Origin of the sequence: Eubacterium sp. AF19-12LB, from assembly GCF_003479125.1 — a bacterium.
GTDB lineage: Bacteria > Bacillota > Clostridia > Lachnospirales > Lachnospiraceae > Eubacterium_U > Eubacterium_U album.
Window position 1 is genome coordinate 288,474 of sequence record NZ_QUGP01000004.1, and the last position, 12,895, is coordinate 301,368.

Annotated in this window: 8 protein-coding genes; 1 reads left to right on the top strand and 7 read right to left on the bottom strand. The window is 32.2% G+C overall.

What is annotated here, in order from left to right; all coding sequences use genetic code 11:
* Positions 1-21: 21 nt before the first annotated feature.
* Complete coding sequence (locus tag DWX29_RS06005; protein ID WP_118565404.1) at positions 22-5,136, bottom strand: glycosyl hydrolase; 5,115 nt, start codon at positions 5,134-5,136, stop codon at positions 22-24.
* A gap of 535 nt (positions 5,137-5,671) precedes the next feature.
* On the opposite strand from DWX29_RS06005, the gene DWX29_RS06010 reads away from it, so the two are divergent.
* Complete coding sequence (locus DWX29_RS06010) at positions 5,672-8,416, top strand: hypothetical protein (RefSeq protein WP_118565405.1); 2,745 nt, start codon at positions 5,672-5,674, stop codon at positions 8,414-8,416.
* Positions 8,417-8,507: 91 nt separating this feature from the next.
* On the opposite strand, the gene DWX29_RS06015 is transcribed toward DWX29_RS06010, so the two are convergent.
* The 6 genes from DWX29_RS06015 to DWX29_RS06040 all read right to left on the bottom strand — a co-directional run bounded on the left by DWX29_RS06015 (position 8,508) and on the right by DWX29_RS06040 (position 12,603).
* A complete protein-coding gene (locus tag DWX29_RS06015) occupies positions 8,508-9,551 on the bottom strand; it encodes a glycoside hydrolase family 5 protein (RefSeq protein WP_243002991.1) in 1,044 nt (347 codons plus the stop codon).
* A 61-nt stretch (positions 9,552-9,612) separates the two neighbouring features.
* Positions 9,613-10,569: an L-lactate dehydrogenase gene (locus DWX29_RS06020; protein ID WP_117908603.1), complete on the bottom strand. Its 957-nt coding sequence runs from the start codon at positions 10,567-10,569 to the stop codon at positions 9,613-9,615.
* An 86-nt stretch (positions 10,570-10,655) separates the two neighbouring features.
* A complete protein-coding gene (locus DWX29_RS06025) occupies positions 10,656-11,060 on the bottom strand; it encodes a transcriptional repressor (RefSeq protein ID WP_022089624.1) in 405 nt (134 codons plus the stop codon).
* A gap of 220 nt (positions 11,061-11,280) precedes the next feature.
* Complete coding sequence (locus tag DWX29_RS06030) at positions 11,281-11,598, bottom strand: hypothetical protein (RefSeq protein ID WP_117452273.1); 318 nt, start codon at positions 11,596-11,598, stop codon at positions 11,281-11,283.
* 50 nt (positions 11,599-11,648) lie between these two features.
* The gene (locus DWX29_RS06035) at positions 11,649-11,981 is read right to left on the bottom strand and encodes a DUF3784 domain-containing protein (RefSeq protein WP_117908599.1); all 333 of its coding nucleotides are present in this window, start codon (positions 11,979-11,981) and stop codon (positions 11,649-11,651) included.
* 73 nt (positions 11,982-12,054) lie between these two features.
* A complete protein-coding gene (locus tag DWX29_RS06040; protein ID WP_117908601.1) occupies positions 12,055-12,603 on the bottom strand; it encodes a hypothetical protein in 549 nt (182 codons plus the stop codon).
* Between the last annotated feature and the right edge of the window lie 292 nt (positions 12,604-12,895).

Sequence of the window (12,895 nt, forward strand, 5' to 3'; positions counted from 1 at the left end):
GATTCTTTATCTTATTAAAAATTATTTAATTTTAACTTTTTTAACTTTTGACCACTTGCCATATATTTTATTTGTTCCATCTAACACATAAGCTCTTACTTTAATATAAAGTTTTTTCTTATTTGCAAGTTTTTTACTTTTTAAAGTAAATGCAACTTTCTTATATGACTTTTTATAAAGTGTTTTCTTAAATTTCTTTGATGTTGCAACTCTTACTTCATATCCTGTTGCATTTTCAACTTTTTTAATTGACACTTTAATCTTCTTTAATGATAACTTCTTTTTAATTTTCTTTGAAAATGCAGCTCGTCCTAAAGCAGTTTTTTCTGCTGATGTTCCGTTTATGCCTTCACTATTTCCAGCAGTTGTTGTATTTTTTGCATCCGTTGTAATTGTGTTGTTATTGTCTGTCTGCTGACTCTTTGTTGTTTCAGGTGCCTTTGTTGTCTGTTCCTGCTTCTTTGTTGTTGTTTCAGGTGCCTTTGTTGTCTGTTCCTGCTTCTTTGTTGTTGTCTCAGGGGCTTTTGTTGTCTGTTCCTGCTTCTTTGTTGTTGTCTCAGGTGCCTTTGTTGTTGTTTCCTGACTCTTTGTTGTTGTCTCAGGTGCCTTTGTCGTTGTTTCAGGTGTCGTTTGATTGTATGTTCCTGTTTTATTTGGGTTCAATATAATAACTATAGCCTTTCCGTCATCTGATGATATTTCAACAACATTATATTTATATGTTACATAATCTGATGCCGGATTTATAAATACTCCTGTGCCTTGTGTTTTTGTCACATTGCGGCCATTTATGGTAGCTTTAAAGTTTCCTGCTCCCATTCCACCTACTGCCATATATAATTCACCAAAGCCTGTATTTTGGAACTGACACACATTTAATTTACCTTCAATCAATGCATATTTACAACCTAATAGTCCTTTATCAAATTCACCATTATTATTGTTAGCAATATCCTTATAATTTAATGATTCGTATTTCGAATCACCTGCTGCAGGTTTTGTTGTTTCTGAAACCTTAGTAGTCGTTTCAGATATCTTAGTTGTTGTCTCAGGTGCCTTTGTTGTTGTCTCAGCTACTTTAGTTGTCGTAGTTTCAGGGGCCTTTGTTGTCTGTTCCTGCTTCTTTGTTGTTGTCTCAGGGGCCTTTGTTGTCTGCTCCTGCTTCTTTGTTGTTGTCTCAGGGGCCTTTGTTGTCTGTTCCTGCTTCTTTGTTGTTGTCTCAGGTGCCTTTGTTGTTGTTTCCTGACTCTTTGTCGTTGTTTCAGGGGCCTTTGTTGTTGTTTCCTGACTCTTTGTCGTTGTTTCAGGTGTCGTTTGATTGTATGTTCCTGTTTTATTTGGATTTAAAATAATTACTGTGGCAGTTCCGTCATCTGATGATATCTCAACTACATTATATTTATATGTAAGAAAATCTGATGCCGGATTCATAAATACTCCTGTGCCTTGTGTTTTTGTCACATTGCGGCCATTTATGGTAGCTTTAAAGTTTCCTGCTCCCATTCCACCTACTGCCATATACAATTCACTAAAGCCTTTATTTTGGAATAAACATGCATTTATTTCTCCACTAATTACTGCGTATTTACAGCCCAACAATCCCTTATCAAATTCACCATTATTATTGTTAGCAATATCCTTATAATTTAATGATTCGTATTTCGAATCACCTGCTGCAGGTTTTGTTGTTTCTAAAACCTTAGTAGTCGTTTCAGATATCTTAGTTGTTGTCTCAGGTGCCTTTGTTGTTGTCTCAGCTACTTTAGTTGTCGTAGTTTCAGGTGCCTTTGTTGTCTCTATATTGCCTCCATTTGCTTGTATTTTTCCATAGCCATATTCCGATTTATAACCACCATTTTCATCGTATCTTATAAAATAAAATACAATATATTTTCCTTCATCACCTTTTAAGCTTCTTGTATGACTCCAACCTGTATCTGTTGCTTCCATTCCCCATGAAACAAATCCTACTTCTGCTTTACTTTCTGCTAATTCTTTTGCTTCACTTTCTGTATTTACCACCTTATAAAGCACACTAACTGCATTGTATTTTTTATCACCTACTATAGTAAATGTTCCATTAACATTTGCATCAAATGTAAGGTACATATCTTCATTTACAGAAATTGTTCCTGCCGGAATCCATTTTGCATATAAAGTGATGTTTCCATTTACCTTTGATGAAATAGCGTCCACTTTTGTGTTGTATGTACTTTCCTTATACCATCCTGCAAAATCATATCCATCCCTTTTAGGTGTATCAAGTGTTATCTGCTGTCCATAAATATAGCTTGTCGGATATAATCCTGTATTATTTTTAACTCCTCCTACTAAATCATAAGAAATGCTATATGTTTCTCTGTTGTAGTACATTTTTAATACAAGACTTCCATTTGCATTTACTGTTCCCTGTTTAATATTATTTGAATTTGAATTATCAAATTTAAATCCTGTAAAATTCTTTTCTGTTGCAGTTACATTTGCTCCTGCATCTGCGTATTTCACTTCACTTCCTAACAATGAATAATTATTTGAATTTAAATCTTTTCCATAATATTCTACAACATATGAAGATTTATTAACTTCATTTGCATTTACTGTCGTCATTGTGTTAGGTGATGCTTTTATTGATACTGTCTGTCCGCTTTTACTTGTAAATGTTACCGTTTTTGCTGTATTTGAAGCATTGTATGCTACATATGTATATACACCGTTTTTGTTAAACACGGAAGCTGTCGGACTATTTGATTTAAATGTCAAATCAGGTGTACCATAATCTTGCAATGCTCTTATAAAATGATAAGTATGTGCCTGTGATTCACCATCATTTATTGCATTTTTTGTCCATACTGTGTTCATTGCGTAATCAGGATCTGCTATTGCATAATATTCAGCCCACATATCATTCCAATGTTCAGTGCTTCCACCTTTGGCATTTTTATAAGTTTTATCTGCATTGTAATATTTTTTAATGTAATCTTTTCCTGTTATTTTATTTGCATTTTTTCCTAAATAAAATGACCATGAATTAATTGGGCAAATCTGTATTCCCTGTGTGTACTGCTGACCAAACCATGTACTATAGTCAACTTTTCCACCCCAAACCATTGATGCCATAGGAGCATCAAACTTAGTTGAATCAATTTTGTATGTTTCTTCGTCTTTATCAAACCAATATTCATCAGCTGCCTCTGATTCTGTTGTATAAAGATAAATACCTAAATCTCTAATCTTTGTATTATTTGTAAGTTCTCCAAATAATATAATTCCTGCCCACGCATTTATTGCTTCAGATGTTGATTCCTGGTTATTACCTGTTCTCTCATCTTCATATCCTGATGCCCATGAATGTCCTTCATAAGGTGAAAAACTTCTTAAATATGGATATGCATTTCCACAATCTGCAACACATTCTTTATTATTTCTATATGGACAAGCTATATCATAAATTAACTGCTTTACTACATCTTTATAATTATTTAACCATTCCCTATCGTATAAACCTACGCTTGCTGCAGATTCAATAAAATATCCATAATGGAAATGATGATCATTAAACTGGTCAACTGAATTAAATGATGACTGGAATCCTAATAGAGCTCCAACACCTTCTCCTAAATATGTAAAGTAATGCTTGTCACTATTTCCTGAATATGTAAACCAGTCTTCTAAGTTCTTTTCAAGTCCGTTTAATACTTTCTGTGCATTTCCTTCATCTCCAACTGCTTTAGCAGCTGCAACAACCTGTGCAGAACGATTTAATTTCTTTCCATGATAATATGTTTCATTTCCTTCATCATTTGCAAGAGTCCAATTTCCTGCTCCTGTCATGTATTTATTAACGAAGTCATTTACATATTTCTGTAATTCTTCTCTTCCTTGTGAATCATCACTTGAAAGACTTGGCATATATGGAATAATACCGTTGTATGTCATATTTGTAGTATATGATGAGCCCTTTATGAACTTCATATAACCTCTCAAAGTAATGGCTTTATTATCCATATATGTAACATTGCTCATATTCTTATACTGATGTGGTAAAATTCCCATTATTGTTCCATCAGCAGTACTTTCTGCTTTCTTTGAAAATGAATATGTATATTTTGTCTGAACATTTCCCGTGCTTTCATTATAAGAATAGTCTGCTGTTGTATTTGTAATAATATTAAATGCATAAGGTCTGTATTCTTTTGCATATTTAATACCCATGTTGTTATCAATATTTCTGCTCTCACATAACCATGCAACAGACATATAAGCTTTGTTGTTTGATGGGAATGTGAATTTTAATTTTCCTATTTTATCATTGTTTGTTTTGTCTGTTGTTCCCATATGTGTAACAGTTGTATTTTCTGGTAAAAATACTGCATAATATTGGTATGTTGCACTTGGATATCCATTTACGGAACTTGTAATATCATTCGTTCTGAATACAACCATTTTTGAGCCATTGTATGTATCCTCATAAATAATTTCACTTGGAAATGTTACACGTAATTTTTCCAAATAAATTGTGTTTGTATTTTCCATTTCGATAAAAGCGAATGGACTTCCCTGAGTCATTGTTGTATACATCTTCTGACCCGCATTTTGTGGATTTGTTGTAACTGCCTTATATGACCAGTCAGTTACTTCATCTATATTGTTGTTTGTGCATGTCCAATCAGGTGAAATTTTAAAATCGCACAACGTATCGTTGTCTTTAATGTTATAAGCACTTACATTTGTATTATTACTTGTCATTGCCGGTTTTGTCACACGCAAACCGTCTTTTTTCATTAAATAACATAATGGAAGTGCATAGGCTGTTCCTGATAATGCATTTGTAGAGTCTGTATCCCTATCTCCTTCTAAATCCCACAACCAGTTACTTGCCCAGTCATTTGTATCAAGTGCCTGATGCTTATTGTTATAGTTATCTGTTGTAAATCTGTATTTTCCCTGTGTTGAAGTTCTTGGAAGTTTTGCTGCATCCGGTTCATTTGAACCTGCTCCAATGCTTCCTACTCCTAACTTTGTTGTTGGCAAATTATCAGCATTAACATTTTTTGCTGTATCAGGCAAAGCAAATGAACTGACCGTCAATGCTAAACTTAGTGCCACTGAAATCCCTTTCTTAAAATTTCCTTTCATCTTTTCCTCCTGGATAATATGTATTGCCCCCGCCCTTTGGTCGGCGGCTATTCGTCGGAAACATTTATTAAAAATGAATTTTGTTCATTTTGTTTCCCCTAGATAATATGTATTGCCCCGTCCTTCGGTCGGCGGCTATTCGTCGGAAACATTTATAAAAATTGAACTTCGTTCATTTTGTTTCCTCCTAGATAAACATATACATATCTAATCTTATCAAGAAACGTTTTTATATATAATGTTCTTTTTTTTATAAGGGTGTTGTTTTTTTATATGGGTGTTATTTTTTTTAGATACCGGGGTTATAAATCTGAAATCTTAGTGTAATTATATAGGTAGTTCTTATAATTACTTTTAAATAGATGTAGAGGTCAAAATTTCCAAACTTTGATGCCTACGAATTGTTCCGTGCTACGTATTCCCACAATTCTAACCATCTTTTAAATAATATAATACGTAATTTTTCAAACCATAATTGCCCCATAAATACCAATATGTTAATATAAAATCGAACAAAAGAGAAAGGATAAAGAATATGAAAAAATCGAAAAAATTATTATGTTTATTACTTACATTTTTATTAGTATTAACTTCTATTTCATTTTCAACTGCAAAAGTTAAAGCAGAGTCAGATGATTACACAGACGATTATGTATTTGGAGAAAAAGATTTTTTCAGTGCAAGTGATACACCTAATGATAAGGATATGACCTTTACTGCAACTGAAGATGGCTTGTATTCCGTAAGAATCAAGACTATAGAAGGTTTTAATAATCTGAGCGTTGCCAAGGATGCTGATGGCAACGAGATTAAACCTTACGCAAGAGATTATCGTATTGGAGACAGAACTCGAATTGACTATTATCAGCTTAAAAAGGGACAGGTTTTCACTGTTAGGTTTACCCTTCATGCCAATTCAAGCGTCTTGATTATTGCCGATATTGTTAGGGAAATAAAAAAGGACGATGAGTTTAACTTTACCGGTGAATATGATGTTTCTTATTATTATGATCCAACGAAAGATTATCATCAATATAAGTTAGGTTGTCTTATGGATACTGATGACAATGGTAATAATGTACTTAATGCCAGAGTCAGATATTTTCAGAATGAAAACAATGACGAACTGGATTATTTAAACGTTCCTGATGTTTATATGAACAGTGTTCTTTCATCAATGCGCCCTAATAGTAGTACTCCTTATATTATTAATTTTTATTCCCATGGCACAAGCTATTCTTCAAAGGATGCTTCCACTGCCCAATCAAAAATTAAGTTTGTTAGAATGGAAGGCAATACCGGTATTGATTTAAATGAGCCTGATGAGCCATTTAATCTTATCGAAAATCAGAATGGAGAGATGATTACTAATGAGTTCGGTCACTCTTATTTTAAGTATAATTATTCTTATTTGAGTTTTATAAAGTCTTATACTATTCATTACTATGATGGAGATATGGAATTTCCTGCCAACTCTCATCCTACTACTGAAAAGGACCCTTACAGTCCTTATACCGGTTATTATTTGACCTCTGTAGACACTCAGGGCACAAATCATTGGACTGTTGGAAGCGACAATACTTTCCTTATTCGGGCAGGTTCTTATGAAAAAGAAATTCCTGTAACTATTAAGACTTACGACCAGCTTGACCGTTTTATGTTTTTCGGAGATACAACCCTTAAGCTTAAGCCAAATGCACCTTTAAGACGTTCTTTAAGTTTTACTCCACCTGAGGACGGACCATATACTTTATTTGTAACTGTGGATAGCCACTCTGATTCCTGTAATGATACTATAGCTTTTAATACTACTGATCATTCCCTTAACCGTGACTTTCCTGATCAAACAACAAAACTTGCTAATGGCAAGACTTTGTATGAATATAGAAATCTGAATCTTGAAAAGGGTACGAAATATACTTTTGACTGTTATTTAATTCATAGTGACAGCGAAGCATCGGATGAAACTGTTAATATGACTTTTAATTTTAAGAACCCTGCCATTATCAGTTCTTTTAGTTTGAATCAGACAGGACTTGATCCTGTGCTTGTGGATGGCATTGACAATATTTCAGGTTCTTACAAATATTCACTACCGGATTATATTAACAGCGTTGATGTAACTTATGCCGATGGAACTGTTGTTAAATATACATATGATGAGGCTTCTGATTCATATACAACAGATGCCCCTGACAAATATACAGTATATCCTCTTACAATAGAGAACCCGGACAACTGGTCCTCCGGTTATAATTATGTATATTTTAATATTGATGGTAGAAGCAAAGCGTTAACACTCTCTGTTTATGACAAAGAGCGTTTTAAATATAATCTTAACTCAATCGGATTAGACCAGACTGATACGGTTCGTTTTTATAGAGATGATGCTAAGAGCTACTATAAATTTTATAAGTTTGTTCCTGAAACAAATGGCACTTATAATTTGAAAATGAATGTAACACCACATGATGATAATTGCCGAATTTCAACGTATTATAATGTTTATCATAACGGTGAACTGGTTTCAACAAACTACAATGTTGAAAATATTACACCATGCATTTTTAAAGCTGGTGAGGAATATATTATAAAATTCTTTGGAATTCACAAGAACTGTGATAATACGGATCTTAATTATATGAGTCCTCAGATTAAAGTATTAAAAGTTACAGATGAACCGGAAACATCAGAAGTTGAATCTACTACCAAATCGGCAGACACAGAAACTACTACTAAAGTATCGGATGTTGAAACTACCACTAAAACATCGAATATCGAAACTACTACTAAAGTATCAGATGTTGAAACTACTAGTTCAGATATTCCTTCTGTAACTGATATTGAACAACCTACTACTAAATTTGATTCAAATGTTAACCCTGGAAATTCCGGTAACAATGGTTTTTCCTCAAAAGAAACTACTAAGACAAATGAATCACCAAAACAAACTGTAGCATCTTCTAACAACTCATCAAACGAAGTTGTTAAACCAAAAGCTACAAAAATTAGCAGGATTAAAACAGCTAAGAAATCCATTACCATTACATGGAATAAAGTAAAAAATGTAAAAGGATATGAAATCCAAGTTGCAACTAATAAAAAATTTAAGAAAAATACGAAAAAAGTTCTTCTAAAGAATAAAAACATTTCGCAAACTACTATTAAAAAATTAAAATCCAAGAAGAAATATTTTATCCGCATTCGTACTTATAATTACATTAATGGAAAAATTAGTTATTCTAAATGGATTAATGTAAAATCTGCAAAAACTAAATAGTTTGTTACTATAAACAAAGCATTTAAAATATTATTTTAAATAAAGCAAAACCTGTCATTTTAACAATGTAAAATGACAGGTTTTTTTATCTTTATTTTTTATAAAACTCAACCAATAATTTTCCCATTTTTGATAAATCAGAATATGTATATCCATATTTTTTATAACAGTCAGCTTTCAGCAATGACGCACTTTCATTCTTATTACTTAAGCTCCAGCAACAGTAGCCTATTCCATTACTTTTAAGGTAATTTAACCATTTATAAAGACTACTTTTATTTATGTTTCCATTTCCATTGGCTTCACAGCCACTAAATTCTGTACAAATCACAGGAAGTTTATTTGAAATTGCTTTTTTTACTTTATTCATATAGTAATCCTGATGTGTTGCTGCATAAAAATGAATTGCATACATGATATTTTTACCATTTTTAACTGGAGACATTGATGCCACATCCACATCCTGACTCCATGTTGGTGTGCCTACTATAATAATAGATTTCTTTGCATATTTTCTTATAACTTTTATTATTGGATTAGCATATTTTTTAATATCATTCCATGTTGTATTTCCATTTGGTTCATTACAAATTTCAAACATTACATTTTTATTCTTCCCATATTTTTTCGCCATTTTTTTAAAAAATTGTTTGGCTTCATCCTTATGTTTTAATGGATTTTGGTCATTCAGCACATGCCAGTCAATAATAACATACATTCCTAACTTCTTTGCGTTCCCAACAGCCAAATCTATTGTCTTAAGCAATTTCTTTCTATTAGTATCATCTGTAACACAATAACCATTATAATCTTCTGTATACATTGCAACTCTTATACAATTTACGCCCCATTTATCACGTAATATTTTAAATGAATTGTAATTAACATAAGGTTCTCCAACATCCCAATTAATTCCATGCGTAGAAACACCTTGAATTTGAATTTCTTTTCCGTATTGATCTACTAATTTTGTTCCTTTTACATTTAATCTTCCATGTGCTCCAACCGGTGTTTTTTTGTAAGCTACTGTTTCTATTTTTTTGTCCGCAGGAATTACATTTACATATGAAACTATTAAACTAAATACTATCATAATTGTAATTATAATTTTCAACTTATATGATACTTTTTTCATATATTTTCCACTCCAATTTTAATACTTTATTTAAAATCGTATACTTTATAATACCATACTTTTATAATTCGAGCGTATCTATTATTTTCTTTAAAGAATCAGCTGACTCCTTAAGTTTTAATGCCTCTTCTCCATTTAGATTTATTGGTACATCTGATTCAATACCATCTGCACCTACAATAACCGGCATACTTAATGAAACTCCTTCAATTTCATATTGACCATGAATCATGTGTGATACCGGTATAATTGATTTTTCATCTCGCATAATAACTTCACATATTCGTTTTACAGACATTGCTATTCCATAATATGTAGCATGTTTTTTATTTATTATTTCATAAGCACTATTCTTTACTTCTGTTGCAATTTCTTCAGTATTTTCCTTATGCTTATAGTGTCCTCTCATCTCGCACATTTCACTTAAAGGAACTCCTGAAACATTTGCTGACGACCACGCTACTACCTCGCTATCACCATGTTCACCTATGATAAACGCATGAACGCTTCGACTGTCTACAGATAAATGTTCGCCGAGTTTATATCTTAATCTTGCGCTATCTAAGACTGTTCCTGAACCAATTACTCTGTTTTCAGGAAGCCCTGACAACTTTATTGCCACTTGAGTTAAAATATCCACAGGATTAGCCACTATAAGCAATATTCCTGAAAAATTTCTTTTCGCTATTTCAGGTATTATCGACTTAAATATAGCAACATTTTTATTTACAAGGTCAATTCTTGTTTCTCCCGGCTTTTGTCCTGCACCTGCAGATATAATAACAATAGCTGCATCTGCCACATCGTCATAATCACCGGCATATATTCTCATCGGGCTGGCAAATGGTATTCCATGACTTATATCCATAGCCTCTCCCTCTGCTTTATCCTTATCTGCATCAATAAGAGCTATCTCTGTAAATAATCCGCTCTGCATTAATGCAAATACTGATGCTGAACCTACGAATCCACATCCTATCATAACTGCTTTTTTAGAATTAACAATTTGAGTTTTCATAATAATTTTTCTCCTAATACCTTTTTTATTTTTATCGTTTTCTTTTGCTATAAAAAAATTCACAGCTTAATTTATATAGTATTTAATTATTCCTCGCAATCCTCCTCTTTCTCTAAACATAACGAACAAATTCCTTTAAAAAATATATCATGGCTCAGAAACTTTATTCCATGAACATTATTAATTTTCTCAGTTAAATCTTTAACCTCATCCATATCAACATCAGAAACATCACCACATTTAATACATCTAACATGATAATGATCCTTTAGTGTAAAATCAAAACGATCCGGTCCGTCAGGAACTTCAACCTTTCTAATTTTTCCTTCTTCAACTAAAATTCCTAAATTTCTATAAACAGTTCCTTTTCCAATTGTCGGATGCTCTTTTTTAATGAATTCATACACTTCTTCTGTAGTTGCATGTCTTTTCATTTCATTTACAGCCCTTAAAACTAAATCTTTTTGGATTGTATTTCTTCTTACTTTCATAATTTCTCCTTATTAGGAATTGTTCTTAATAAGGATTATATATATTTCATGTTAGTATGTCAATGTAAATTAGGAATGATTACTATTTTGTTTCAGTAACAAAATGTCAATAGTTTTTTAATCACTTTTTCAAAAAAGGCAAAAAATAGAACGTATAGTTAATTTCCATACGCTCTATCTCATATTTCATATTAAATTTTTGAATTCTACAAACTGGAAGTTATCTTTTTCTTAATGGCAATGCTATTAAATTTCCCAATAATGCAATAACAGCATATCCAACTACATAAACCCATGCACTTGAGTTATAAAATATAAATATGGATGGCGCAAACATTATTGCTACAATCAAAATATACCAGAAGTTAAAACCATTCCTAATCCCATAAAAAACAGAGGTTATTAAACATATTAGAGGAATAATTACTAACATAACAATCATTGCACTTCCTGTGTCTTTTATAAACCAAGGAACGATATAAAAATCTATCAGCAACAGTAGGTAGAAAACCATGTTCTTTTTTAATTTATCCATCATATCATCATCCTTTTAAATTCCGATTTCTCAGTTTCAAAAACTGGAAGTTATTACTTTCTGCATAGTGTGTTTCCTAAAATGATAATTACCACGACATCAACCAAAATAATCCCCAATGCAATATATACAAAAAATGCAGGCAAAATATTTTCAAACAAGCCCATAGTTAATGCAAGAATTGCTATAATAGACATTCCAATTCCCATTGTTCTGCATAACTTCTTTTCATCATATTTTTCCTTTTCTTCATTTGAAGCTATATTATATCCAGAAATGAACCAGCTTCCATGTCCAGAAAGTAAAATAATAGAAAGTACAACAAATATCGCAAAGACAATCCACACTATCCAATCAGAGCCTGTTGCTAAATCTGCTAATTTCATTTACATACTCCTCCTTAAATTCCATTTTCTTAATTTTATAAACTGGAATTTATCGCAATATTTCATTCTTGGATTATACTCGCTTATAGATAATTGGTTCATCATATCCAAAAGTTTTCTTTCCATTAACTTCCATGCTTTCAGATACCTCCAGACAACTATCAGAAAACTTTTCCCAAAGCTTAAATGTCATTATCGGTGAAAACTGGCTTGTACTGCCTCCTTCCCAGATTCCATCTTTCTCATGATAGAGCGCCGGAGTGAATTTTTCAGATTTTTTCAATTCAGTGTAGTCAGCATTTTTCATAGAATCATATGAAAACGTACTTTTATCTTCTCCTTCTGGTATTTCATAAGAATACAACACAATTCCGTCTTCTTTCTCTGTAATAAGGAAAAGATGTGGGGAAGCATGGCGTTTACCATTTGTCTCATAGTAGCTTTCTTCAACAACAAATTTACCATTAAAATCTTTAGGAAGGTTTAAAATTTTCTCATTACAGATTGTATTAATGTGTTCTGCATAAGGATATGTTTTCCCTTCTCTCTGCATATTATCAAACTGCTCTTTGTTATTAAAGTGTCCCGTCATCATATTAATAAAATTATCGAGCTTCATCATGCTTTTTACCTCCAAATTCCGATTTGTATTTTCTGTTTGTTTTAAAAATGGGCAACTCCGATTGGAATTGCCCACTCATTGCACTAATTATGCGATTTTTTCTTGCTTGCACCGATTTCTGCATCAATTGATGTAAGTTTGATGTAAATCGCTGTTTTTTTAGTTTTTTATCAAATGAAGTACATCCCGTCTATTCGGTAAAACGGTACATCTTTACATCATCTTAATAGAGTTTTGCACCTGCTGGAATATGGTTATCAACCATAAGAAGATGAAGTTCTTCATCCTCTGA

Bases quoted from the DNA above. Each gene is read 5' to 3' on its own strand.
- DWX29_RS06005 (WP_118565404.1), bottom strand. From the start codon at position 5,136: ATGAAAGGAAATTTTAAGAAAGGGATTTCAGTGGCACTAAGTTTAGCA.
- DWX29_RS06035 (WP_117908599.1), bottom strand. From the start codon at position 11,981: ATGAAATTAGCAGATTTAGCAACAGGCTCTGATTGGATAGTGTGGATT.
- DWX29_RS06020 (WP_117908603.1), bottom strand. From the start codon at position 10,569: ATGAAAACTCAAATTGTTAATTCTAAAAAAGCAGTTATGATAGGATGT.
- DWX29_RS06030 (WP_117452273.1), bottom strand. From the start codon at position 11,598: ATGATGGATAAATTAAAAAAGAACATGGTTTTCTACCTACTGTTGCTG.
- DWX29_RS06025 (WP_022089624.1), bottom strand. From the start codon at position 11,060: ATGAAAGTAAGAAGAAATACAATCCAAAAAGATTTAGTTTTAAGGGCT.
- DWX29_RS06015 (WP_243002991.1), bottom strand. From the start codon at position 9,551: ATGAAAAAAGTATCATATAAGTTGAAAATTATAATTACAATTATGATA.
- DWX29_RS06040 (WP_117908601.1), bottom strand. From the start codon at position 12,603: ATGATGAAGCTCGATAATTTTATTAATATGATGACGGGACACTTTAAT.
- DWX29_RS06010 (WP_118565405.1), top strand. From the start codon at position 5,672: ATGAAAAAATCGAAAAAATTATTATGTTTATTACTTACATTTTTATTA.